A 26,179-nucleotide genomic window follows, 5' to 3' on the forward strand; every position below is an offset into this window, starting at 1 on the left:
CACCCTGCAGTTGGGCCGCTCAAAGAGCGTGCACTACAGCCGAATGAGCATGGCATTCGCTGTGAGCCCCGCAGCCGTCCCGCACAACAGCACAAGATCTCCCGTGGTGGTGTTTCCATCTTTGAGGGACTGCGCGAGAGCAAACGGAACTGATGCAGACACCATGTTCCCGTAGTCCTGGACGTAGTCTGCGTACTTTCCGTCCGCGATACCTAGCTTCCGCATCGCCAGCGGCAATGCCCGGCTCGCTTGGTGGGGCACCACATAGTCGATGTCTGCTGGGGTGATGCCTGCTCGCGCATAGAAGCGTTCAAAGAAACCCGGCAACACCCGCAACATGCTCATCAAGACGCTGCGCCCATTCATATCAAATTGGTAGTCAGCGGTTTCATGGCGGTCGAAGTGATGAGCGGGCATCCTGGTTGTCCCGCCGCGAATTTCGGTGTCGTGAGCAAACTGGGGCCATGTCTGTTGCATTGAGGCGACAATCCCCCGCTCTGGGTTGTCACTACGGGTAACAACCATGGCCACTGCGGCGTCAGAGAATAATTCATAACTCTCATGCTGATTCGGATTCAGGAACTGCGAGCCGACATCACCAGAGACCACAAGGATGGTGGAGTACTCACCGTCACGGATATACCGTGATGCAATGTCTAGCGCAGTGATGAAGCTGGTGCACGTGGAGTTCACGTCGAATGCTGCCGCGTGTCCCGTGGTGGTGAGTTGTTCAAGAATCAGTGCAGCGTTGCATGGGATAGGTTGGATGTCTGCTGCGCTTGCCCCGATCACGCAGTCGAGGTCTTGGGCAGTAATATTTGCATCCTCCAGAGCTCGCTGTGCGGCAGTCACAAGCATGGAGAGTTGTGCGTGTGATTCTGTGACTCGGTATCGCACTGAGCCGTCAAAGACGACGGAGTTCTCGGGGAGGTAGGTTCCGATGCCACGAATAGCGAGCGGACGGGTAACGCTCATGGTGTGAAGGTTCTTTCTATGCGCCGCAGTTTCTGTGAAGTGTCACGACTATAGGGTTGGAAGTTCACGACAGGCATCACACCTTGGAAGGGTGCGATGAGAGCAGTAAGTTCCTCGATGACGCTTTCATGCGCTTGGGGGGTTGGGGTGTCGAGATAAATGGTGAATTCTGCTGGGTTGGTTTGCACGACGCGGTAGTCAGAGAAACCGGTGGCATACAGCATGGATCGCGAAACCATATCGCCATAAACGGGCTGTAGTGTTCCGGACGTTGTCGGTATCAGGAATGTGTCACTTTCCCTGCCTTCAATGCGCTCTATTGCTGTCAATACGCTTCCGCATGGGCACGGGGCTTCGCGTTCTAACAGAATGTCGTTGAGACGGTACCGCAGGATGGGTTGGGTTGTTCGCCGGAAGTCCGTGATGATCGGTATGAATCTGCGCCCTTCAACCACCTCACGCTCCACGAGTACTGTGTCTTCGTTCAGGTGCAGGGTGCCTTGTTCACAAGTGTGAGCGAGGAAACCTTCTGTTGCTTGGTAAATCTGGTGAATGATCGGTACGTGAAACGCTTGGGTAAGGAATTGTTCATCCGTTCGCTCAAGAACTTCAGCAACTGACATCACTTTTTGGGGAGTGACAGCCAGGTGACCTTCAGCTTGGGCGTGCGCAATGTCGCGGAGCACCGAGGGCGGGGCAACCAGAATTGTTGGTTGAAATTTCGCAAGGCGGTCAAGGTTCTTCGCCATAGGTGCGTACACGTCAAAGTATTCGAACGTTACAGCTCGTGATCCGATGGTTTGGTAGAGATCATTGTCAGCACGTAAAAATAGCGCGATGCGGTGGCCGCGCAGTTTCCCCGGGGGGAGGCTGCGGGCCAGGATCGTTCCGGCCCATTGTGCGCGCTCTTGGGGTGACACAACAAAAAGGCCTCGATGCCCACTGGTCCCGGAGGATAAGCCCACCGAGCATCCCTGCAGTTCAGTGCTGAAATCGCGGTTGCGTTCAGCGGTAATCGCCACATCCAACGCTTCATCACGGTTAATACCAACCGTATTGAGGTCATCAAAGCGTTCCATCATGATGGTTTTATCCATCAGTGGGATTTTGTGGAAATCCCCTCCTGCTTGTTCCAGTACCTCCCGGATGTACGGCGACATCGTTGCGAGCTTGTTCACATGGCGGGTCACGCTGCGCTGTTGTGCACGTTCAACTTGTGCACGGGTACGAAAGCGCTGTAACCATCTCGTGCGCGCAAACGACCACACGATGAGTGCAGTAAACCTCACTGGTGACAGCGAAACTGCAGGCTTGCGGCGATCATGCTGAGCTGTCATAGCAGCACCTTGTCGCTGTATTCATCATGAGAAAAGCACACTCTTATACCTTCGGCACGCAGCCTTTGCAGCATGACAATCGTGGCGCGGTATTGGGCCACATCATGTTGGATCGCGGCCGGCAATCGACGCATGTGTTCGGTGGAATCCACCAGGTCACTCCCCCATGATGCATCCCCCGCCAGAAGTACTCGCCCTTCGACGAGTGCACCAACGTGCCCTTGAGCATGGCCTGGTAGCGAGGTAACAATATAGTTGCCATCCCCCAGCACATCCCAACCAGTAACTCCCGTTGCACTGGTAACACTCAACTCTTGCGGGGTCAGGACAATGCGCTGTGCATCGGCAAACCAGTCTGGGAGTAATCCGCGCAGCACACCATCTTTAAGCCGGGAATGCTGGAGGGACTCCACTAATCCACTGGACATAACAAATGTGGCCTGCGGAAAGTACCGCACACCCCCAATATGGTCCGGGTGTAAGTGTGACAACACAACGTGAGTGACATCTTTCGGTTCCACCCCTAACGCCGCGAGTTGTTTGTCGACGGTGTCATCTGGGCCAACTACAGGCGGTAACAACCGGGAGTAGATTTTTCCCCTCACCCCTGCACTGGAGGTATCAGGTGCATACCCGGTGTCATAGAGAATGACTGCTCCGCTGTGGTGTCGGTAGAGAAAAACCCCTGCAGGGAACACACGGCGCTCAGGAGCCGCCCCTCGGAACAATTGGGCGATGTTGTGGTGTGTACGCCCGCAAGGTGCGTAGAGCAATCGGGCATCACGCATCGGGCTGTTCCTTCCAGTGTTGAGCGAACCGTGCCAACGAGTCATCTAGCCCGATTCGAGGCTCATAACCGAGTTCCTTACGTGCCCGAGAAATATCAAGAGTTTGAGAATAAGCGATGGTGGTCACTGTATAGCGCGTCAACGATGGCTCCCCCAACCACGGAAATACTTGGTAAATCCGTTCCATCACGCCTGCGAGCGCGTAAACCAGCTGTGGGTTGGCTCGCCACATCCGGGGCGTCACCCCAATATTGCCAAGGAGTTGGCGCAATAAGTCGCCCATCGGGCGAGGGTCGTCATTGGTGATGTTGTACACCTGTCCGCTAGCCCGTGGCGCGGTCATCGCTAGCCTAAGGGCGAGTGCTACATTTTCGACGCTGGTGAGATCCACGAGGTTACGTCCGCTATTGAATAGTGGGATGCCAACTCGTCGGTGAACGTCCAGAAGGCGTGGGAGTAAACTTGGGTCCCCTACACCGATGAGACCACGAGGCCGCACAATAACGAGTTCTTCAAGTTCCCCTGACTTCAAAGCGCTCTGAAGGGTTTGTTCCGCAAGAATTTTGGAGCGGATGTAGTGGTTCAGGCGGTTTTTTGGATCAGCCTGGTCTTCGCTGATGTTATGCCGGTCACGCGGCGCAGCATATACCGACGGCGAAGAGACGAAAACCACACGCACTGGGTGTTGTTGTCCCTCATGTGACGCCGCGTAGTGAGCGTTACGTCGTTCCGTGCATCGCTGAGCGAGGGTAACAACATGCCTGGTGCCATAAACGTTGGCCTCTTCGAAATCACGCCATCTGCCCCACGGAGAAGAAAGCGCTGCACAGTGAATGATGGCATCGACATCAAGATCCGCGGTGGCAAGTGATGCGAGGTCACCAACATAGAGGTCCGCACCTGCGCTTTTCAGCGGCTCGAGTGCACTGCTGTTACGGCCCGCTGCCGTGACACGCATACCGTGATCCAACAATTCGTGAACCACATGACGCCCCAAGAAACCGGAGGCGCCCGTCACCAGGACGTGGAGGGGTGGGGTGGTCTCAGGCATGCCGATCATCTTACGGGGTGGGAAGAACCGCATGATCCCGCCATCCACAGCTTGTGGACGAAGCCCACAAGAGTACTCGCTGGACCCCCTATACTTGGCGCGTGCACATCGCTATGGTCACCGACTACTACCTACCTACCCTTGGCGGGGTCCAAACTGTCGTCAAGGCCCATAAAGAAGCCTTAGAACAGGCGGGACACACCGTCACGGTGTTTTGCCCTCGGCACGCCCCGAGTGAGAACACACCCACCGAAGAGAACGATCCACATGTAGTGACACTCCCTACATCACGGCGTTTTCACCCGGACAACTACCCATTCACTTGGCCCCTTGAAGATACGAGGAAACAACTGGTAGGGGAGTTCCGTGAACGCGCGGTGGACGTTGTCCATGTCCACTCAGAGATCTTCGCAGCAATAGCAGGCCTCACCGCCGCACGCTCACTAGCGATCCCCACAGTGCAAACAATGCATGGGCGCATCGATGTGTACACCGCTCATGTGCTACCCGTCCCCGCGGTTTCCACCTTTGTGCTCGCACAATTGCACCGGCGCCACATTCCCCACTCACTAAAAGTCCGCAGGTCTTCTGCCTACACCAGCACAATCATTGCGCGGCGCATGTGGCAGCTCATGGTGAATCAGGCGAACTACGCTGACCATGTCGTTGTTCCGTCACAACACTTTGCACGAAAACTTCTCGCCCAAGGTGTGACCCGTCCGCTAACGGTCATCTCAAACGGACTCGAAGAATCCGTCACTAAGACCATTGATGACACCAACACCCGTTCCCTTGCCCCGGGGGAACAAATCCGCATCATGTGGTGTGGGCGAGTATCACCAGAGAAACGGCCCATCGAATTTATCTGGGCTATTGCCCAATTCCCAGCGAACGTACACGTAGACATGTACGGCAATGGTGTGCAGTTCACAAAGGTGCGTCGCCTCATTAAGCGCCTGGGCCTCGATGACCGAGTGACCATGCATGGGGCTGTACCGCAACACGATATTCTTGCTGCAATGGCATCGAGCCACCTGTTTGTTTCGACCTCGTACGATTTTGACAACCAGCCCATGGTCATGCTGGAAGCAATCGCTACGGGTCTACCCATCCTGTATTGCGATCCCGACCTCACCGAGATCATGCCACCAGGCAGTGCGATTCTCGCGGACTCTCCCGTTGCGGTTGACATTTCTGCAGCAGTTCGCCAGGTAGCGCACGACCCGAGCATCATTGAACACATGAGCAAAAACATGCTCAGCGAGCCTCACGTTGCTGCACAGAAAACCCACTTAGCTTCCCTCACCGCGGTCTACGCGCAACTCACTGGACTTCCGGCTAACCCTCTCGCAGAAATCACCGAGCCTGAACCTGTGCCCGAAAGCAAACCCCGACGCAAGAAGAAGAAGAAAAGGAAGAAGAAGGTATAGTAGTGACATCCCACGGGAGTCCGGCGCACCGGGCTGAGAGGAAGCTATCGCGGCTTCGACCGTTACACCAGTCCGGATCATGCCGGCACGGAAGAGAGCGTCATGCCGCACAACACACTTACTGCTGCCAGTACCCAGCCAGCCAGATCCAACCACACCTCACGGGCCGCAACCCGCGGGGCACTCGCGTCAAACTATGTTGACCAATTCGACATCTTTGTCCCAGTCATCGCGCTCGCCCCTGTCACCGCCTCCCTCTTCGGCGAAGACAACCTCGCCCGCAGTGCAGGGCTCGTATTCGTCGCAACGCTTATAGGGCGCCCCCTCGGAGCAGCCGTGTGTGGCCCACTCGCTGACCGGTTCGGGCGGACCCGCATCTCAACCCTGACCCTTGCCGGCATATCCGCCACAACAATCATCATCGCAGCAGTTCCTAGCCACGAAAGCTGGGGGTTGTGGACACTCATGACAGTGCTCCTCATGCGATTCCTTGGCGGAATCTTTCTTGGTGGGCAATACTCAGCAGCTATCCCCCTCGCCATGGAATGGTCGCGCCCCCACAACCGCGGCGCGCTCAGTGGGGCGATTATGGCAATGTCACCCCTAGCAAATGCCAGCATCGCAGCACTATCTCTCGCGCTCCTCGCCACACTCCCCACCGATCAATATGCCCAGTGGGGGTGGCGCATACCCTTTGTTCTATCAGCGCTGCTCGCGGCAGTTATGCTGCTGTTTTATCGGCGTTCCGTTTCTGACAACCTCATTCCATCCACAACCCAACGCACCGTGCAGTCCGTGGCGGTTGGTGAGCATCGCCGCGTTTTTTGGCATATTTTTGTGCTGATGTCGGGGCTATGGCTCCTCACAAACATGGCAATACCGGTGGTGACGCAACAGTTGTCAGCACATCGTGACTTCGAACCAACACAGGTCACGCTGGTCATGTTGTGCGGAACGGCAGCATCCGCGGTCACAATGTTCGCTGCCGGACATCTCTCCACATTCACTGGACGGCGACGTTTTTACACGGTCTCAGGGGTAGTAATCGCGACCTTTGCACCAGCAGCCTTCTTAGGGATTTGGCAAGCGTCTTCTATCGAACTGGTTATTGCCTGCGTTGTTGCACTCCAAGTCTGCACAGTCTCTGCATATGGACCAATCGGGGTCTACCTCTCAGAGCGCTTCCCTGCCGAAGTCCGATCAACGGGGTATGGACTGGGTTATTCGCTGTCCATTGTGATACCGGCCCTCTATCCGTACTACCTCCCGGTATTACAAGGATGGTTAGGAACGCACGCTGCGGTAGCGTGCCTCTTAGCTTTGGGAGGTTTACTTGTCGGTGTCGGCGCTACGCTGGATCGCAGCCGCGGGGATCACCTCACCGTGGGATGATCCCCCGCGCTGTCATTGAGTGTGGTCAGTGCTTAGTGTTGCGTATTTTCCCAATGAGGGTCACGACACCAACAATTGCCAAGCCCAGTACGATACCCAATACCGCTGAGTAAATCGTGTCACCAAACCATGCAGCTACCGCTCCGCCGAAGGGTTCTAGAGCGTGGGCGACATCGTGGGCGATGTTATAGAAGAAGTGTGCACCAAGGTCGGAAAGGCTTTTCGCGAAGATGTGGCCGCCAACCCACAGCATCGCTATAGTTCCAACCACACTCAATACGGTGAATACCTTGGGCATGACCTTGACGATGCCGCGTCCTGTTGCCCCAATCACTCCAGAACGCGACCCAGCAAGAACAAGTCCGATGTCGTCCATCTTTACTAAAATCGCGACCGCCCCGTACACCACAGCTGTCATAAGAACAGCAACAATGATCAAGATAATGAGCCGGTCAACAAACCCGTCAACCTCGACGTTGCTTAACGTAATGAGCATGATCTCTGCCGACAATATAAGGTCGGTGCGCACTGCCCCAGCAACGAGTTTGTTTTCAAACTCTTCTGGGTTTTCTGCTGTTGTCAGTGATTCTTTATCACCGTGTAGGTGAACACCAAACCAACCAAGGACCTTTTCAGCACCTTCAAAAGCAAGGTATGCGCCGCCAGCGATCAGAAAAATGGGAAGAATCCACGGAGCCCACGTGGTGAAAACCATCGCCGCAGGCAAAATAAAGAAGAACTTATTGCGCAGGGACCCCATTGTGATGCGCTTAATGACGGCAAGCTCACGTTGAGGGGATACACCCTGCACATACTGAGGGGTCACTGCCGCGTCATCAATAACAACCCCCGCGGACTTAGCTGACGCCTTTACCGCTGCAGTTGCTAGATCATCGAGTGATGCAGCAGCCGTTTTCGCGAGCACTGCGATGTCATCAAGGAGGGCCAAAAATCCTGTGGCCATTGCTGTTGCCTTTCACGCCGAGCCGCACATCGCAGACTCAGGGGGAGGGGGGAAACCGCTCAACTCCGAAGCCGAACAGACCTCGTGTGCGCTTTTCACCACCAGAACGAGATAACTATACGACTGTGTGTCATCACCGAGTTACTTGTGCCGCGTGGGCAACCAGTTCACGCATGACATCAAGGTCAATCGTTTTGAGGTCTGTGATAGCAATGCTCGCTGTGCCAACTTTGACCCGCCCCAGCCTGTTCTCATATGCGCTAACCAAGTATTGGTTATCCTCAACTGCGTTGACGTACACACTGATGTATCGGGTTTGTTCCGCTAAGCCAAGGAGAAACCAGTCAACAGATCGGCCCCGTGGGCGTGGCTGTGTGATGACCCCATAACCCACAATCGTCTGCTGCGTCCCACCCCACATCACCCCACGCCACAACGTCCGACTAGCATCAGGTATGGAACCGGTGATGAGTTCGTCGAGTTGTAACAACTCAGTTGACCGTTTAGCTGACCGCAGGTAGGTATCAACGTCATCGCCTGTGGGACGCATCGTGTCACTGTCAGTGGTCATAAATCATTGTCTCTCTGCACGCAAACTTGCGCATGGGGAGTGCAAACTTCCCCCTCTGTAGGCCCAAAAATCTCCTATCTTAGGCCGATTTTGCTGTGGTACTAATAGAGTCACACAGGCTGGTTCACGGCCTGCACACGCTACAAGATGGGTTGGATGAGGCGATTTGGCCTGCCACCCACGTGATGTTGAGGAGTTCTCCATGGGTTTCATCAAGGCATTCGCTGGCGCTATCGGAGGCGCTTTCGCAGACCAGTGGAAGGACTTCGTGACTCCACCCAGTGGCGTAGCCCCAACAGCGGCACTTTTCCCTGGTGTTGCCCAAGGCCAAAATGCGGGTAGAGGGGCAAACGTTAAGGGCTCGCAAAACATCATCACAAACGGATCAAAGTTGCTTGTCCCTGAGGGATTCGGCCTACTTACTATGCAAGACGGGCAAATCACTGGGTTCATCGCGGAACCTGGTGGGTACGAATGGCGCTCAGACGACATCAACTCCCAATCAATTTTCGCGGGCGACGGCATCGTCAGCCCTCTCATCACAATGTCGTGGGAACGTTTCAAGTTTGGTGGCCAACCAGGCAGCCAACAACTGGTGATCTACGTCAACCTCAAAGAAATTCCGAACAACCGGTTCGGCACACAGTCAGAGATTTACTGGGATGACGCGTACCTCGGCGCGCAGGTTGGCGCAATCACACGCGGCACCTACACGCTACGCATCATTGATCCCATCTTGTTCGCGAAGCAGTTCGTTCCACTGACCTACCTGCAAGCCGGAGCCCCAGCCTTCGACTTTTCCGATTTCGACAATGACGCGGCCTCACAACTATTCAACGAAGTTGTTTCTTCGCTGTCTGCAGCATTCTCGAACTACACCAACGACCCGTCAAAAGGGAACCGCATCACCCGGATCCAGGGCGACGCCATCGGATTCGCACAGTCAATGTCAGCTGCGGTCGAAGAAGGTTACCGTTGGTCATCAGATCGCGGCCTCACCATCGTCAAAGTTGCCCTCCAAGCCATTGAGTACGATGCCGATACCCGTGCACTACTCTCTGACGTCAAGAAGGCCGATGCTCTTAGTGGGACACGAGGCAACTCGTTCCTCCAACAATCCGTAGCTCGCGGTATGCAAGCAGCTGGCGAAAACCCCAACGGCGGGGGCGCAGGTATGGCATTCATGGGTATGGGTATGAATGCCGCCGGTCAAGCGCTAGGCGGGCTGCAACAACCAACTGGCCAACAGCAGCCCTACCAACAAACACCTCCCCCACCCGCACCACCAGCACCAGCTTCCGCTGGGTCAGCAGCACCAGCAGGTGATGACCTTGCCACCAAGTTAGGACAGCTGAAGAACCTCTTTGACCAAGGGCTGATTACCCAGGAAGACTACGACGCCGCGAAAGCCAAAGCGCTAGGTCTGTAAAGGGTAGCCAGTGAATAACAACAACACGGCAGGTCAAGAACCTGCCTCACCACCACCTCCTCCTGGGGAGAGCCCGTACTCGCAACCCTCGGCATATGGACATCCGGATTACCAAGCACCGCCTGTGCAAGAGACCCCCGCGGAGGAGTTCGCAGACAAAACTTGGGATGATGTTCGCGCCCAAAATACTGCGGAAAAAGAAGCTGGGTACGCTCCGGGCGAGGAACCGGCTGTCGCGTACGAGGAACATGACGGCCCGGCAGTCATCAATACTGGTACGGGTGCTGAGGACGGGCTCACCAAGTGTGAGCGGTGCGGTTCAACAGAAATATCGTTGAATGTCGCCAAAGGAATGTTGCGGTGCCACTACTGCCGTCATGAATGGCAAGAAGCCAGTGCTGTCGAAACTTTCAACCTGAATACGCCAATTAGTGAACTAGAGGGCATCACCATTGGTTCTGGTTCTGCCGCGATAGTTCCTGGCACTGATCAAGTCATCAGTTTCAAGTGCTCAGCGTGTGGCGCTGAAGTCGTCATTGACACAGAGCACGCAATGCAAGCACGGTGCCACTGGTGCCGCAACACGTTGTCCATGAACGAACAGATGCCTAACGGGGCAGTTCCCGACGCAGTGTTGCCATTCTCGCTGCCTAAGGAAGAGGCGGTCCGGCTCATCGGGGACTTCGTGAAGAGCCGCCGGTTTTTCGCCAACCGCAAGTTCACTGAACAGTTCAACGCAGGCAACGTCATCGGTGTGTATTTGCCGTACTTGATCGTTGACGTCAACGCGAAAATGTATCTTGCCGGGCAGGGCGAGCATGAAGTTCGCCGCTACACCGTTGGCAGCGACAACAACAAGCGCACTGTGTATGACGCTGATGTCTTTCAGGTGAGTCGCCAGTTCGATTTGCATGTTGATGACCTGACTATCGAGTCATCATCTGACAAATACAACATCGACACTGGGAAAAACACGAACAACATCATCAACTCCATCATGCCGTTCGATACTAAGAACATCGTGCGCTTCGATGCGAACTACCTCTCCGGCTTCAGTTCACAACGCCGCGACACTGATGTGGATAACGTAACGGAGCTGGTCCTGAGGCAAACACGAGACATCGGCCGCCACAAAATGCTTCCAACCCTCCGCCACTACGACCGGGGAGTGCGTTGGGAACAAGAAGGATTCGAAGTAGTGGGCCAACGGTGGGTATCCGCCCACCTTCCCGTGTGGCTGTATAGCTACTACGAAACCAAACGTAGCGGCAAACGGCTCTTGCACTACATTGCTGTTAATGGGCGCACCGGAGAAACCATGGGGTCAATTCCCATCAATAACCGCCGTCTACTCATCGCCTCAGCGATTGCTCAGGTATTCGGAACAATCGCAGCGATTTTGCTGCTCTAAGGGAGGCGAAAAGTGAACACCATCGTGGAATTTGCCTCCATGGCGACGGTGACCATGGACATCGGCACGGACGGCGACGGAAGCAACTGGCTTTCGATGCTTTTCCTCCTTTCCGGTCCCGCGTACTACTTCTTCATGTACTCGCGGTACCGCAATCAGAACAAGAGACACCATCATGAGGCTGAAACGCTCGCAGAGACTGCGAACCTACAAGCTTCGGATAACCGCGTGAAGCGCGTGACTGGTGTCAGCAACTCTCGAATCCGCGGCGACAACGCCCGTGATGTTTCAGGGGCTAGAAACTAGCGATTCCGTCATCACTGAGAAACCTCGGTATCAGCAATTGAGCTGACCGCACGGTGCTGGTGAGGAGACACCCCTCCTCACCAGCACCGTTGTCTTTTCGCTGAAGAAATCGGCTCGTCGGCAAGTGCACGAAAACTATGACGCGAAAAGCGGGTGAAATTTACTATCCGGGGAGACCTCCCCTGGGGAGGGGTTGCTCTCCCCACGCATTATGGCACGTGGGGGGCTGTTTTCCAGGTTGCCAGGCTCTACCGTTTAGTCTATGCACACGCCAAATTCACCCGCACCCCGGCATCGCCTGGGGCACATCGCGGTTCTCTTCGCGCTTCTCGCAGCCTTCTTCTTGGCTCCAGCCACAGCGGCACAGGCCACTGGATTCCCTGACGGTTACCCAAAGATGGGCAAGAGCCAGGAGAGCCAAGCCGGTTACCTGCTGAAGGCATCCTCTCGCTCGTACTACGCCACCACACTGTTCCCCGTATACACAGAAGCTGGCAGCACCCCCAACCAGCTCGCATACTGTGTTGAACTGTCAGTTGGTGCAAAGTACAACATTGGGCTCAATGTTGGCGGCTGGGATACTTTCCCAGGTAAGAACAACTTTGCCAAGGACGAAGCTGTACGGTCCAAAATCGCTTGGATCGTCTACAACTCCTACCCCAACAAGTCACTCGACGAAGTTGCCGCCAAAGCGAACGTCAAGGGTCTGACAGAAAAGGAAGCAATCACCGCTACACAAGCAGCGATCTGGTCACTTTCTGACTCAGCCCCAGCACAAGCCGGCTACAGCTACAAAGGCTTCGCCGTTGAGAACGGTAAGTCCCCTTCCGCCGCACAGCAGGAGCGCGTCGATGGTCTGTACGAATACCTCAGTGGTGTCAACAACACTGGACGCCCCGAGGTTCTCGAACCATCCCTCTCCGTTGAGGTCACATCCGCTGTTGGTAAATCAGGTAGCCTCGTAGGCCCCATCACCATCAACGCATCTGAAGACACCGTTAAGGTCACCACCGATGCTCAGTACCCACTTGTTGACGGAAACGGCAACGAAGTTGACCTCAACAACGTACCCGGCAAGTCCGCGCTGTACCTCAACGTTCCAACAGGAGCAGCAGCAGGGAAAGCAAATGTCACTGTTGACCTCACCGGTTCACGCTTCACCGGTTTGCTCATCACAAACACCGCACAACGCACCCAGTCCCTCATGATTTCAGCAAGTGACGAGGTTACTGAGTCTGCAACAGGCACCATTGAGTGGGAAGTTGGCGCTGCACTGGCTACAACCGCCCGTGACGAAGCGACCGAAGGCAAGTTCCTCACCCAGGACGGTACTTCAGCGATCATCGACTCAGTCGAATACACCGGCCTGAACGCTGGTGAAGAATACGAACTTCGCGGCGAACTCATGGTCCGTGAAGGCACCGAAGCGGTAGCAACCGGTATCACTGCTACACAAAAGTTCACACCCAAGACCGACGCTGGTCTCGTTGACCTTCGCTTCGAAGTTCCACAAGGGGAACTCACCGGCAAGGTTGTTGTTGCATTCGAACGCCTCTACAAGAACGACGTTGAGGTTGCCGTCCACACCGACATCATGGACGAAAACCAAACCGTTTACAGCCCAGCTGTTGAAACTGACGCCTACGACCTCACCGACTCCGACCAGATCCTGGGAGCAGACGGCGGCACTCTCCGCGACCGCATCACCTACTCAGGGCTACGCACCGGCGACACCTACACTGTTCGCGGCGAGGTCATGGACAAAGCAACGGGCGAAACCACTGGTATCACCGCTGAAACAACGTTCACCGCTGGTGCATCAGCTGGTGTAGTTGACGTCGACTTCGAGATCCCAGCAGAACACGCTGGTAAAACACTCGTCGTCTTCGAACGCCTCTTCACAGTTCCAGCCGCTGACAGCAACGAATCAGAACAACTCGTCGCTGAGCACACTGACATCAATGACGCTCGCCAGACCGTCACCGTGTCAGAAGAGCCAGTTGTAGAAGAACCTCAACCAGAAGAACCAGTTGACGAGGAAACCCCTGACAAGGAAATCCCCGCCGACGAGGTCGAGGTAGAACCAGGAACTGACGAAACAGACGAAACCCCGTCAGACACTCCTGAAGAAACCCCATCTGCGGAGGAAACTCCAGCAGCCGAGGAAACTCCAGCTGAAGAACCAGTCGACGAAGGTGTTCTCGGTGAAGTTGAAGACCAAGACAACACCTCAACAACAGACACCACTAGTTCCGACCTTGCTGAAACTGGTTTCAACGCAACCAGCGCCGTTGTTATCGCAGCGATCGTCTTGCTGCTCGCCGGTGGCGGCATCGTGATCTACCAGCGCAAATTCCGAAAGGAATGAGCTGGCCACCTAGCAACATTCGTGTGAGCTAGGACAACGCATCGTAACTTCGATGCACGCTCTCCCCCGAGCGAGTGTGCCTGTTGCAACAGCGACTGGTATGCGCCGTCTGAAGGCGGTCCACCCGAACCCAGGTGGGCCGCCTTCGCGTGTCTCTCCCCCGTTGCCACAACATCTGTACAGTGGAATTGTCCTGTCGGAGTTTGTTGCTCAACGTAAAGGAATCCTCGTGGACGTTCTACGCCTTACAACGCATCGTTTAGTTCGCTTCGCCATTGCAACCGGTGTCACACTCTGCGTTGTTGCAGGGTGTTCCGTTGATCAACCAACTGTTGAAAACAACGATCTACCCGTAACGTCACAAGCTTCAACGGACTCAGTCACACCCCCCGCCAACGAAACAGATACCGATAGTGCGCAGGAACCCTTGGCTGTTTTCCCCGTAGGCGGAGCCGTGGATTATCAATTAGGTGGAGCCTACGATCTTCCGGCTGGGACTGACATCGTTGTGCGGGACAGTTGGGACACCCCCGCTCCTGGAGCATTTTCCATTTGCTATGTCAATGGTTTCCAAACCCAGCCTGGTGAAGAGGAACGTTGGGAAGGCGTAAACTCAGACCTCCTATTGCGTGATGACTCCGGACAGCCAGTTATTGACCCTGATTGGCCAGACGAGTTTGTGCTCGACACAACGAGTGAGAGCAACCGGATTCGCATCGCGAATATCATCTCCGATGACTTAAACCGTTGCGCCAAGTCCGGATTTGACGCAGTAGAGATAGATAATCTCGATACCTATACGCGTTTTGAGGCCCTCACCCGCGACGGTTCCGTGGAACTCGCTCGTCTTTACGGTGAGGTAGCCCATGCTGCAGGAATGCTCATTGGACAAAAAAATGCTGCAGAAGATACTGAACTCTTTGAGGGACACGGCGGATTCGATTTCGCCGTCACGGAAGAGTGTTTGGGGTGGAACGAATGCGCAGCCTACACCAATGTTTATGGGCAGGCAGTGATCAGCATTGAGTACTCTGACGACGATAGACTAACCCTCGAGGATATGTGCGCCGACTCAACGCGACCAGAGTCATTTGTGTACCGGGATCGAAACCTCACCACGCCAGATTCACCCGAGTACGTGTTTGAGCGCTGCACGGATTAATATCTACTCACATTTCCTTGGATTTCCGTGAATTAGCCCAGTGGCACTGACTTGCGGAACTCTAAGAAAAGGGGGCTCACCGCTTTCAAAGTTTCCGCCCTCTTTGACTGTGCGACACTTTTATCAATAGCAGACTGTATTTGGGGTAGTTCCTTCGACGTCAAGAAAGCTTGATAAAGAGTCGTATAGTGAGCGGGTTGAATACCAATTGTACTCACTGCAGCCCGGATCTTCTTCTTCCAAGCCTCGGGTAGTGCTTTTTGATCAGTATTCCCAGAACCATTTGTAGCAGGCTTTTTCTTACTTCCCACTTTGAGATCAGGCTTAGGCGGAATGCTCTTCGGCTTATTTTCCGGAGAGATGTCTGATGGAGTTTGAACTCCGAATAGAGCTGGGCGCCGTTCAATTTTCACATCAGCCCGTCGAGGTTTCCAAAAGTCTATGACTGAATCGAACCCTGTATCGCGAGTGACTATCACGTAGTGGCTTTGATTATTTTTAGAACTCCCAAGTAGGTAGCCTAAATAGCTTACCAACTGAAAGTCGAGATAGTTTGGAGCAGTACCTTCGCATCTTTTCCATTTAATTTTGGCGGGGAAGCCGATATTTGTCATTTTTATGACAGCTTCCACAGGGATGGTTTTATTTTTAACACCGACGAATATCACAAGAACATCATCTGATGTCAACCCTGCAAGCCCATCAAGACCCGCAACATGGGTGTTCTCAAAATCAACGAGGTAAGTAGTCATGTCTTCACCTTACCTACTTATGGAACTTCCCAATGTCATTCTCTTCACCTTAGTGCTGCCATGTTGGGGTGGTTCTTGAGACCTTCCACCCCATGCAGACCATTGAGTGCGTGGACGGCGGCAACTGGTGAGGCATGGCCCGCCAGGAGGAGAGGTTGTGCGTTGTCAAACGAACAAACAAGCACCCATGCTCCGACCTCAGGGTAAACCATGCGCATGTCAGCATATGCGAAGCTGTGCCACCGGTCCCCAATTTTACAGAATATGCGTCGGTTCGACATTACAGCGTCCACCTTCGCGAAGTCACGCCATTGGGCAGCAGAGTCTTTATCCGCCGGAGAGCGAGAGATGACAGGCACAGTCGATGCTGCGATTATGCCGCCCACAACGTATGACGGCAAAGCCGCCAGATCACCGTTATGCCCTGCGTCTTCAACATAAGAACCAGAATATCGAGCGTAGACCAGTTGAGCTCTAGCATAGATTTCTTCAGAGTATTTTTTGAGAACATCAGGGTCATCGATTGATTGGATCTTTTGACCAAGCATCAGCGTGGAGAAATGATGCTTGGCAATGCCCCACCAGCGCATCCGATCAGCTTCCTGAAAACTCCTTACTATTTGATTTGGTGCCACTTTACGAGAATCTCGCAAATGGACCGCAGAAATAATCGCAAGTGTTGCAAAAAGTGCAGCTAGAGGTGTGCTTATAAAGTTTACTATGGAGGTCACAAAAGCCCAAAGCAACGATTGTTCTGTTTGTGTTGAATCTATAGTAATATACAGCGTCAGAAAGTAGATCGCTATAAATATCAACGACAGCCCCGCATAGCTAATCCAACGCCAGTGCGTGATCGGTTTTTTCTTAATCTGATATTTCATTCGAGCTTTCCTGCGACGGTAACCGAACCAAAAACCGAACGCAACAATGGCATTGACAAGCGCAACCGTGAACAAAATTATCCATGCCAATACGGCAATCACGTAGAAAAGAACCACGAGCATGTAACTACGGGTACCAACTTCATACGCAGGGAGCAATTGCGACAAATTGCTCTCCATGACGCGCGTCAGTGGGTACAGCGCAAGTGCTGGGATAAGCCACGACAGGTGTCGCCGCAAAGGAGGCTGTCGGCGATCGATTACCTCGGGCGAGGGCTCAGCTGTAGTCACGGTATTCCTTCGTCAGGTTGCCCGCTGGCGGGGAGTCGCGGTTCACCTATCCCACCGCATCCGAGGCTCAAATAACAACTAGCCTTACACGCCCTGTGGATAACTTCGAAATACTTGATTCCGTCTTTTACGCCAAACACCCTGGTGGCGGCCGGTGGCTAACTCGGACCACTGTTGAATCGTTGCAGCGTCCACTGGGAACCGTATGGTTTCGCACCGTGGGGACTGTACCGAAGTTCCACCCAGTTGGCATGGTGCAGGTGGCCTAAGATTCGCGGCTGCTCGGGGAGCCCAAGGAGGTCTCTGACTCCCGAAGCGATCGCTGACCCATGGCTTACGAAAACTGCCGGTCGAATGTTTTCACCGAGTTCGTCGAGGAGCGTGCTGTCCCCTTCTCTCTGCAGTGAGACAGCCTTAGCGAACAAGGTATTGCACCGAACAGTAATCGCATCGGATACCCGTTTCCCTACGGTCTTTCCTACTTCCCAACCTGGGATGTCCGGGTCTCCCCCACTATCACGCACCATAAGTTCTTGCGGGTATTCTCGAGCCACTTGCTCAAATGTCATCCCTTCCCACACGCCATAGCTACGCTGCGTGATTCCATCCTCGCGTTCCCATTGTGGCCCACCGAGGTCGGTCAGCAGTTGGGCTGTTTCACTAGCACGACGCAATGGTGAGGACCATATCGCTGACGGCAGGCCGTAACGGTCAGCAATGTTGCGAGCCGCTTCACGGCCTACTTCAAGACCCGCTTCTCCAGTCTCGGTATCGCGTCGCCCTTGCAGGCGTCCGCTGGAATTGTCAGGTGTTGGGGCGTGCCGCCACAGCAATACAGTGAGGCGGTCGAGTTGTGTGGGCTGCATGGCGGAAGTCACGCGGCTAGTCTATCGATGCTCCGACACAGCGAGGTAGGTCTAGTTGACCTTCCACCTCCACGCCTCCTACCACGCAGCGTCACAAGCAGGTAGACTCACAACACTGTGACCGGTCACAGGCAGTCGATTTCTCAACGGAGAGGTATCACTCACTATGTCAGCACACCGCACACTCAATGGTCGCAGGCGAGTTTCGGCCATCATCGCTACATTGGCGCTTGCTCTTGCGGTCCTTAGCGGCACAACTCCAGCAACAACATCACCAGCCCATGCCGCGTCAGCATTCGCGCAAGGGGCTGATATCTCTTGGATTCCAGGCATGGAAGCGCAGGGCTACACCTGGAAGGACCGTCACGGAGTACGCCGGGACATTCTCGACATCCTGAAGAACGACTACAACGTGAACTCGGCACGCATTCGCGTATTCGTTAATCCGTCAGGAGATTACGGGAACGGCTACATGACTACGCAGCGTGCAGCACAACTTGCCCAGCGGGCCCAACGGTCTGGAATGCGCGTGATGTTGACGTTGCACTACAGCGACTCATGGGCGGATCCCGGAAAGCAGAACAAACCAGCAGCTTGGTCAGCATTATCTTTCCAACAACTCATGGACACGGTGTGGACTTATACGCGCGGAGTAATGACAACGATGCGCAGTTACGGCGTGACCCCGGAATGGGTGCAGGTTGGAAACGAGACTAATGACGGCATGCTGTGGAATGACGGGCGCGCCACAGTCAGCATGCGCAATTATGCATGGCTCGTCACAACTGGGCACAACGCCGTCAAAGATGTCAGCCCCAGCACAAAAACTGTCGTCCACCTGGCAGATGGTCAAGACACATCCTTGTTCCAATGGAACATTGGTGGACTCATCAGCAACGGTGCACAGTTCGACATGATTGGAATGTCGGTGTATCCCACAGCATCAAACTGGCGATCATACTCAGCATCAGCGGCCAATACGATGAATGACATGGTTTCCAGGTATGGGAAAGAGGTCATTGTTTCTGAAATTGGTATGGACTACCGCGATGGAGCTGTCGCACAGCAGTTCGTGGCCGATTTGGTTACCCGAACCAAAAATGTCAGCAGCGGAAAGGGAGCGGGAGTCTTTTACTGGGAACCAGCGGCATACCCTAACTATAACGCCGGATATGCGAAGGGGGCATGGTTAAGCAACGGAATGCCAAATGGCGCACTCGATGGTTTTAGAAAACCATAAAACAAAATATCGGGTGAATATCATGTGAACCGCGTGGCATTCTCCAAGGTCGCCGTCTCATCACCCGTCCACCATGTGGACGGGTGATTGATTTGGGTCATATTCCACCGGACGATCCTGAATGTACACAGGCGTCACCCACGGGTTCCCCCGTCTGGACTCTTCGACAGAATCGAGTGGTCCACGTGACGTCACCGGTCACACGAAAGGACACCATGCACCTCATCCGACGCACATGGGCTATCCTCACTGCTGTCACGCTACTCGTTCTCGCGGGGGCCACCGGAGCCCATGCGGCAGACAATCCCTTCGAACGCGGCCCAGACCCCACCGAATCGTCCATCGAACAAAGCCGCGGCCCCTATAACGTCTCAGAGCGCTCCATTAGCCGCTTCAGCGCCAGTGGGTTCCAAGATGGAACGATGTACTACCCCTCTAGCATCAGTGACGGAACGTTTGGGGTGGTTGCCATTTCACCTGGATACACCGCATCAGAATCGACCATTGCTTGGCTTGGGCCACGCATCGCATCGTTTGGTTTTGTTGTTGTCACCATCAACACAAACAGCCGCTATGACCAGCCACGACAACGCTCCACACAACTCCTCGCAGCGCTCGATCACGCCATCAACGACTCTGTGGTTGGCCCACGCATCGCCCCTGACCGACAAGCAGTGATGGGTCACTCCATGGGAGGCGGTGGAGCTCTACAGGCCGCAGAAGACCGGGACGAAATCCTCGCTGCCGTGCCCCTAACCCCCTGGAACCTCAAGAAAACTTGGCGATCAGTCGACGCTGCCACACTCGTCATTGGTGCACAGAACGACACCACCGCGCCAGTGCGCAGCCACTCCATTCCGTTCTACGAATCCCTCACAGGCGCTGAACGCCGCGGCTACCTAGAACTACGCGGGGCGAGCCACTTTGCACCAAACATCAGCAACACCACCATCGCGAAATACAGCATCGCGTGGTTGAAGCGGTACGTCGACAGTGACACCCGCTACGAACAGTTCATTTCCCCCGGCCCACGTGTCGGAATCACCACAGGTGTTTCAGACTACCGAATCGACTAGAACAAACGCTGATGGTGTGGTCACGCACAGTTGCGTGACCACACCACCCAAAAACAGCTAACTAAGATGCGTAACCGTATGCGCCGCAGAAATGACACTGGAGTCGTGACTAGCCACGATTATTGCTGTGCCTTCGCGGGTAATTGTGTGCAACGCATCAATAACTGTCAGTGCAGCCTTCGCATCAAGTGAAGCAGTCGGTTCATCGAGCGCTATAGCTGTTGGTTTCACCAACAAAGCCCGCGCTATTGCTAACCGTTGCCGCTCCCCACCTGACAAAGTTTTAGCTCGTTGCTTCGCCCGGTCACCTAAACCCAATGTTGCGAGCAACGCATGTGCACGGTTGATATGCGCCTCAGCGATCTTTAACGGGATTGCTGGCAGCAACACATTATCAAGAACAGTTAATTCCTCGATCACGGTCGCTTTCTGGTCAACATAACCCATGTGTGCGCGCCGCGCGTTGGCCAATTGCTTGGGTGCCAATGTATGTATGGGCGTCCCAGCCCACTGGACGGTTCCCGCCGTTGGCGTAAGTGTCCCTACCGCCACACGCAAAACGGATGTTTTACCCGAACCTGACCGGCCCGCTAAGCAGTGCATCGTACCGGGTGGGATTCTCAGATCGAACCCCCTCACAATGGTGAGTGGATCTTCATGATGTCGAGGGAACTCAATAGAAACTCCAGTGAGCGCCACCGCTGGAACAGCGTCGTGAGATGCTCCTAAGGTTTGCACATGTTTAGTGGTCACTTGTCTGCTTTCACAGTTGAAATTTTTGACGCGAAATTACCTGCCCACAACGACGCCACACCCAAAGCAATGCCACACATCGCAAGAACAGTCACCACCATGGGCAACGGGTTCGTTGTGCTGACAATGAATGAAGCGGAAATACCGCCAACAACCGCCATGAGACACCCCGGCGTTAATGCAGTGAAAATGTGCCCCCGCACGCAACGTGCCAGCATGTCACGGTCCCACCCACTCGTCACCAGCATGACGTACTGCCCAACACCAGACGCAAGAGCAGTCTTCAGTGCATTCACAAACATGAATATCCCTGCACCTAAGCCAACGAGCGCAAGAATTGTCTGCGGGAGGACAAGAGCATCTTGAACAAGCACAGCTATTCGTGACGTCCCTGCAGAAACACGGGAGTTGAGGATCACTGCGAGAAATGCGACGCCAGTCAGAGTTAACACAACAAGTGATGCTCCCATCAACACAGTTGAGGCACCATGCGCTCTGGCAATCCTGCTGCCAATTCCAGATGCTGTACGGGCAGGCAACTTCGGTGGGCGGGCAACGTGGGTTCGCGTCGAGGATTGACGGGTTATTGACCATAACGCCCAACACACCACGGCCACGAAAGTTCCCACAACGGCGATGATGGTTGTGCGGGCAGCGCCAATGTGCGCAGTATTCACCGCGTAGGCCGCTGCAACAGCGACAATCGTGAGGCTCGGAAGGTCCTCCGTGAAAAACCACCGCCGTATGCGTGGCTGAGTCCATCCGAATGAGCCCAACAGTGCCGCCTCATCACGACGTTTCGCCACCCCTGCACCTTGCACAACGCTGGCCAAAAGAGCGACCCCAACTAGTGTGACGATGAGGAGGGTGAGTGTGGCGAGGTTTTGTGCCTGCTCCACTTTGAGAGCTGCCCCAAGACTCGTCCATTCTTCGACAGTCCACCCCAGATCACCGGCTTGGTTGTACTGCGGAACATACACTGCGACTTGGTCGAGTGAGGACCCGGCAACAACACGAACATCTAGACCAAGGGCAGTAATAGTTCCGGCAACATCACCGATTTTCTCTAACGCTTGTGGCGAGTAGTTGCCCACTCCCGCAACTCTGACTCGAACAACATCTGCACCACTGAAACCTTGTAGTTGGTTAGCGGCGGCCATGGTCGTGATGGCGCCCGGTGTTGACAGCGCCAACCCGCGACCACTGAACGAGGGAGCTAACGTCGAACCGTCATGCTCGCCCCCAACCACGGTGATGCCTGTCGAACGGTAGGTTCCCAAGGGGACATATGACGCCTCATCAACGCCTTGCACGAGGTCATGGGGATTAAACACACCCAGCGGCGCGTACACAGGTGCTGGGCTGAAACTAATACCGGATGACTCCTTCAACCGGTACGTCTGTTCCTGCCCACCGGCGTTCCCCACGTTTGCTACCCCTTGGGGGTGCGCCCGTAAAGCGAGATTCACGCCTGACGGGGAGTCACCAGCGGACTGAGGTGCAGCGTCATACTCAACACGGCCAACAAGCGATGAATCGTAGTTGGGTGTGGTGGAAACCATGGCCCCCCCTGACGCCTCGGAGGCACCAGGTAGGGAAACATGAAGTTGAGGTGCCGCGAATGCTGTGAGGCTCTCCGAGAAGTCGTACTCTGTTTCTGATCGCTCTCCTTGTGGCGCTCTGGCCATCGCCTGCCGCCACCCCTCACCAACGCTTCGCGTTTCGGCATCATAGTGATTGGTGAGAAAGTTTTGCCCAATGAGCCTCTCAGTCGCTTGGAGGCTTGCTGTTACCTGCGGGTAGGCCCCCTGTGACACGAGTAGCGGTAGAGCATCACCATCCAGTGAGGTGAGGTTGTTAAAAGCCTCAAAGTACGTTCCCACGCTTACTGCTTCTTCCCCCACTTCCCGTTGGAGGATTTTCGCGAGTTCAGCTGGTTCAGTGCCGCCAGAAAGTGCGGAGTCGAACATCCCTAACGTGGCGAACAAGTCTTGATGTGAACTCAGCAGTTGCGCTTCAGCGTGTGGGTCTACGGCAATTAACCCTGCACTCAATGGTGGTAAAGCTGGCGCCACATAGTCCACTGTCCAGGTTCCACTGCCATCCGCCATTCCTATCCCTTGAACATCACCGTCATCCATGACACCGGTGAGCAGAGGTAGATCGTCTTCGCTTCCTGTGGCGGGCGGTGAGGTGACGACGTGCGCTTTGTGTGTCGCTAACGGGATTGAGGTGACACCATCGTGAGTATCGACGTTTATAGAGACATCAAAGCCACGTAGTTGGGAGAAGAAGGTGGACTTCGCTCCATCAGGTTCCGAAGCCCCTACGATGACATCGTAGGAAGGGGTGCTGAGCTGTCCAATAAAAGCGAGGGGTGCCGCAACCTCGACCGCAGATATGGCTGCGATATCTTCGATTTGTTGCGCTGTCACACCACCTGTGCCGGTAAGTGACGCGAAGTTTTGTTCAATGAGGCCACCTGTATTTTCCGCAGCCCGGGACAGCCCACCGTCGGCGGTGACAAGCAGGTCATACGCGCCACGCCAGTTTTCGTTCACTGTTGTTTCAACAACTGCAGACGACCGTGTTGTCACCTGCCCCGCACACACCACGCTGACGGCCAAAAGGGCGGCCGTCAGAACGGCCACCCTCTGGCGAAACACCCGATATCCCATACGAGCCTGACCATGCCACAACACGATGAATCGCCCTAACTACGTTGACCCACAGATTACATCGCTAACTCGAAGTATCGTAGCAGCACACGGCGAAAAAGCGGGCCCATCAACCCACGGTCCACTAACCATTGATGCATGTTCTTACATCGTTGTAGAGTCGCCGAACAATGCAGGTTTTTCCTGTCCCACCCCCAACCATGCAAGGAGTGATATGAAACGCTCAACCATGCGAGGGTTCTTCGCAGCGTGCACCAGCGGGGTGATGGCAGCAGCCACCCTCACCGTCGGAGCAACTTTGCCAGCGGTTGCCGCTGACGAACCCGCGCCACGGTACACAGACGTGTCAGTCCATGACCCCTCCGTCGTCACCTCTGGAAACGACATCTGGATCTTCGGCTCACACGGCGCATCAGCAAAATCCACCGACCTGCTGAACTGGACCCAGCACACGGTCGACCTCACCCAAAACAAAAACAACAAACTCTTCACCAACATCCAAGCCGAACTCAAAGAAGCGTTCGACTGGGCCGAATCAGACACACTCTGGGCCTCCGACGTCATCCAACTCCCTAACGGCAAGTACGCGATGTACTACAACGCCTGCAAAGGCGACTCACCCCGATCAGCGCTTGGTCTAGCAACATCAGACAAAGTTGATGGACCATTTAAAAACCAGGGAATCCTCCTAAAATCTGGACAGTGGGGGCAAGAATCAGAGAACAAAGGCGAAATTTACAACGCCCTCGTTCACCCCAACGCCGTTGACCCCGACGCTTTCTTCGACAAAGACGGCAAACTCTGGATGGTCTACGGGTCATATTCCGGTGGCATCTACATTTTGCAAATGGACGCTAAAACCGGAAAACCCCTTCCCAACCAGGGGTACGGCAAGCACCTCATGGGAGGAAACCACTCCCGCATCGAAGCGCCAGCCATTCAGTACAACAAAGACACCGGGTACTACTACCTCTACACATCATTCGGCGGCCTAGATGCCACCGGTGGTTACAACATGCGTGTAGCACGTTCCAAGAACCCCAACGGGCCTTACGTAGATGCCAAAGGCACTGCGATGACATCCGTGAAGTCCAATGCGTCAAAGCCAGTATTCGATGACGCAACTATCGCACCACACGGCGTGAAGCTCATGGGCTCACACGTTTTCACTCGCGAAGCCGGATCACCTGGTAGCGGATCAGGTGTCGGTTACGTTTCACCTGGTCACAACACGTGGTATGAGGACCCAAAGACCGGAAAGATGTTCCTCATCTTCCACTCACGGTTCCCAGACACAGGCGAAATGCACCAAGTACGAGTGCAACAACTGTGGTTCAACAATGACGGCTGGCCTGTTCTCTCACCCATGCGATACGCCGGCGAAACAGCGGGACGCGCCAGCGCAGAAGACGTCATCGGCCAATGGCAAGTCGTGAACCACGGCAAAGAGATCAACACCACTACCAAAAAATCAACCACCTACACATTCCGTTCAGGTGGCACCATCACCGCCGCTAACAGCACAAACAGCGTCGGTACGTGGAAGATCTCTTCACGGAACACCGCGAACATCACCCTCAACGGCACGACATTCTCGGGTGTTTACACCCCCGTGTGGGACCCACAGTATTCTTCGTGGTCCTACGGGTTCACAGCACTATCCAAAGATGGCACTTCCCTGATGGGCCGCAACATCAGCCTCGCTGCCCGCAGCGTTGGCACACCTGATGGGTCATGGTCTTTTGAAGGACACCTCAACGACGGGTCCGGTAAATCAGCTGCCGCCACCACAACCGGTTCACGCATCGGCACAAGCGGAGGGACCGCATCGTACAACTCAGGTGTCCAAGGGAAGGCTGCCTACTTCAACGGCAGCACAGGAATCCGACTGCCTGACGGCCTCATCCAGGGCAACAGTTACACCGTGTCCATGTGGTTAAAACCAGAAGCGCTCACCGAGCACACACCCGCGTTCTTCGGGTCAGCAACCACAGAACGATGGGTCAGCATGGTTCCACAAGGGCACTCCGGTGTTAGCGGAAACGCCATGGTGTGGGCTGGAACCACGTGGTATGACGCGGGCACTGGCAAAAAACTGCCCCTCAACCAATGGAGCCACGTCACATTCGTTGTGAAAAATGGTGCTGTTCAGGTGTACGTCAACGGTCAACGCACCCACAATGGCACAGGATTCCCCAACGTCTTCACAACTGCGAACGGCCAATTCGCACTTGGTGTCAACCACTGGGACACCCCGTTCAAGGGCAGCATCGACGAGGTAAAGGTGTGGCGTTCAGCTCTCACCGCAGCTGACGTTCAAGCGCTTGCCGTGAAGTAATAGCCGTACCGCACTACCGATGGGTGTTGCCCTCTCTACGGAGAGAGGGCAACACCCATTGTGTTGTTATCCACAGGGAACCTAGTCCCATGTTCCGTCAGCACCTAGCTGCGATGTGAT

Annotated in this window: 21 protein-coding genes; 10 read left to right on the forward strand and 11 right to left on the reverse strand. The window is 54.9% G+C overall.

All coding sequences use genetic code 11. The features are described 5' to 3' along the window. Positions 1-33 precede the first annotated feature (33 nt). From G538_RS0110385 to G538_RS0110400, 4 genes are read right to left on the reverse strand one after another with little or no spacing between them, the layout of a single operon-like run. Positions 34-975 carry a 3-oxoacyl-ACP synthase gene (locus tag G538_RS0110385; RefSeq protein WP_029069274.1) on the reverse strand — a complete coding sequence of 314 codons (942 nt, stop codon included), beginning with the start codon at positions 973-975 and terminating at the stop codon, positions 34-36. Then, complete coding sequence (locus G538_RS0110390; RefSeq protein ID WP_211218602.1) at positions 972-2,312, reverse strand: F390 synthetase-related protein; 1,341 nt, start codon at positions 2,310-2,312, stop codon at positions 972-974. The genes G538_RS0110385 and G538_RS0110390 overlap by 4 nt, the downstream gene beginning before the upstream one ends. Beyond that, complete coding sequence (locus tag G538_RS0110395; protein ID WP_051196948.1) at positions 2,309-3,100, reverse strand: MBL fold metallo-hydrolase; 792 nt, start codon at positions 3,098-3,100, stop codon at positions 2,309-2,311. The genes G538_RS0110390 and G538_RS0110395 overlap by 4 nt, the downstream gene beginning before the upstream one ends. Beyond that, positions 3,093-4,151 carry an NAD-dependent epimerase/dehydratase family protein gene (locus tag G538_RS0110400; protein ID WP_035834194.1) on the reverse strand — a complete coding sequence of 353 codons (1,059 nt, stop codon included), beginning with the start codon at positions 4,149-4,151 and terminating at the stop codon, positions 3,093-3,095. Before G538_RS0110400 ends, G538_RS0110395 begins: the two co-directional genes overlap by 8 nt. Before the next feature lie 101 nt (positions 4,152-4,252). Between G538_RS0110400 and G538_RS16255 the strand changes: the two genes are divergently transcribed. After that, complete coding sequence (locus tag G538_RS16255; RefSeq protein ID WP_051196951.1) at positions 4,253-5,581, forward strand: glycosyltransferase; 1,329 nt, start codon at positions 4,253-4,255, stop codon at positions 5,579-5,581. Between the two features lie 102 nt (positions 5,582-5,683). After that, the gene (locus G538_RS0110410) at positions 5,684-6,973 is read left to right on the forward strand and encodes an MFS transporter (protein ID WP_029069278.1); all 1,290 of its coding nucleotides are present in this window, start codon (positions 5,684-5,686) and stop codon (positions 6,971-6,973) included. A gap of 25 nt (positions 6,974-6,998) precedes the next feature. Here the strand turns inward: G538_RS0110410 and G538_RS0110415 are convergent, their stop codons facing one another. Both G538_RS0110415 and G538_RS0110425 read right to left on the reverse strand, forming a co-directional pair. Continuing rightward, positions 6,999-7,937, reverse strand: coding sequence for a DUF808 domain-containing protein (locus G538_RS0110415; protein ID WP_029069279.1), 939 nt, complete (start codon positions 7,935-7,937; stop codon positions 6,999-7,001). Positions 7,938-8,070: 133 nt separating this feature from the next. After that, positions 8,071-8,508 carry a DUF1801 domain-containing protein gene (locus tag G538_RS0110425; protein ID WP_029069280.1) on the reverse strand — a complete coding sequence of 146 codons (438 nt, stop codon included), beginning with the start codon at positions 8,506-8,508 and terminating at the stop codon, positions 8,071-8,073. 202 nt (positions 8,509-8,710) lie between these two features. Here G538_RS0110425 and G538_RS0110430 point away from each other — a divergent pair, with 202 nt between their 5' ends. From G538_RS0110430 to G538_RS0110450, 5 genes are all read left to right on the forward strand, one after another. Then, on the forward strand, positions 8,711-9,937 hold the full coding sequence (locus G538_RS0110430) for an SHOCT domain-containing protein (protein WP_029069281.1): 1,227 nt from the start codon (positions 8,711-8,713) through the stop codon (positions 9,935-9,937). A 10-nt stretch (positions 9,938-9,947) separates the two neighbouring features. Next, a complete protein-coding gene (locus tag G538_RS16260) occupies positions 9,948-11,348 on the forward strand; it encodes a TFIIB-type zinc ribbon-containing protein (protein WP_245566847.1) in 1,401 nt (466 codons plus the stop codon). A gap of 12 nt (positions 11,349-11,360) precedes the next feature. Continuing rightward, positions 11,361-11,654: a hypothetical protein gene (locus G538_RS16265; protein ID WP_051196955.1), complete on the forward strand. Its 294-nt coding sequence runs from the start codon at positions 11,361-11,363 to the stop codon at positions 11,652-11,654. Positions 11,655-11,916: 262 nt separating this feature from the next. Next, on the forward strand, positions 11,917-14,022 hold the full coding sequence (locus G538_RS17430; RefSeq protein WP_029069282.1) for a VaFE repeat-containing surface-anchored protein: 2,106 nt from the start codon (positions 11,917-11,919) through the stop codon (positions 14,020-14,022). Between the two features lie 100 nt (positions 14,023-14,122). Continuing rightward, positions 14,123-15,184, forward strand: coding sequence for an endo alpha-1,4 polygalactosaminidase (locus tag G538_RS0110450; protein WP_084618339.1), 1,062 nt, complete (start codon positions 14,123-14,125; stop codon positions 15,182-15,184). A gap of 32 nt (positions 15,185-15,216) precedes the next feature. On the opposite strand, the gene G538_RS0110455 is transcribed toward G538_RS0110450, so the two are convergent. The 3 genes from G538_RS0110455 to G538_RS0110465 form a co-directional block, all read right to left on the reverse strand. Further along, on the reverse strand, positions 15,217-15,936 hold the full coding sequence (locus G538_RS0110455; RefSeq protein WP_029069284.1) for a PIN domain-containing protein: 720 nt from the start codon (positions 15,934-15,936) through the stop codon (positions 15,217-15,219). A gap of 44 nt (positions 15,937-15,980) precedes the next feature. Then, complete coding sequence (locus G538_RS17435; protein WP_051196957.1) at positions 15,981-17,108, reverse strand: hypothetical protein; 1,128 nt, start codon at positions 17,106-17,108, stop codon at positions 15,981-15,983. Positions 17,109-17,266: 158 nt separating this feature from the next. Continuing rightward, positions 17,267-17,986: a histidine phosphatase family protein gene (locus G538_RS0110465; RefSeq protein ID WP_029069285.1), complete on the reverse strand. Its 720-nt coding sequence runs from the start codon at positions 17,984-17,986 to the stop codon at positions 17,267-17,269. Between the two features lie 154 nt (positions 17,987-18,140). Here G538_RS0110465 and G538_RS0110470 point away from each other — a divergent pair, with 154 nt between their 5' ends. Next, entirely contained in the window at positions 18,141-19,214 is a 1,074-nt protein-coding gene (locus G538_RS0110470) for a glycoside hydrolase family 53 protein (RefSeq protein WP_029069286.1), read from the forward strand. Between the two features lie 215 nt (positions 19,215-19,429). After that, positions 19,430-20,290, forward strand: coding sequence for an alpha/beta hydrolase family protein (locus G538_RS16280; RefSeq protein WP_051196959.1), 861 nt, complete (start codon positions 19,430-19,432; stop codon positions 20,288-20,290). Positions 20,291-20,347: 57 nt separating this feature from the next. Here G538_RS16280 and G538_RS16285 read toward each other — a convergent pair whose 3' ends face one another. Both G538_RS16285 and G538_RS0110485 read right to left on the reverse strand, forming a co-directional pair. Beyond that, positions 20,348-21,043, reverse strand: a complete 696-nt coding sequence (locus G538_RS16285) for an ABC transporter ATP-binding protein (RefSeq protein ID WP_035834111.1) — start codon at positions 21,041-21,043, stop codon at positions 20,348-20,350. Then, positions 21,040-23,640 carry a hypothetical protein gene (locus tag G538_RS0110485; protein ID WP_029069287.1) on the reverse strand — a complete coding sequence of 867 codons (2,601 nt, stop codon included), beginning with the start codon at positions 23,638-23,640 and terminating at the stop codon, positions 21,040-21,042. Before G538_RS0110485 ends, G538_RS16285 begins: the two co-directional genes overlap by 4 nt. A gap of 295 nt (positions 23,641-23,935) precedes the next feature. Here G538_RS0110485 and G538_RS0110490 point away from each other — a divergent pair, with 295 nt between their 5' ends. Continuing rightward, complete coding sequence (locus tag G538_RS0110490) at positions 23,936-26,059, forward strand: LamG-like jellyroll fold domain-containing protein (protein ID WP_029069288.1); 2,124 nt, start codon at positions 23,936-23,938, stop codon at positions 26,057-26,059. Positions 26,060-26,179 lie beyond the last annotated feature (120 nt).

It is taken from the genome of Jonesia quinghaiensis DSM 15701 (genome assembly GCF_000423205.1).
Taxonomy (GTDB): domain Bacteria; phylum Actinomycetota; class Actinomycetes; order Actinomycetales; family Cellulomonadaceae; genus Jonesia; species Jonesia quinghaiensis.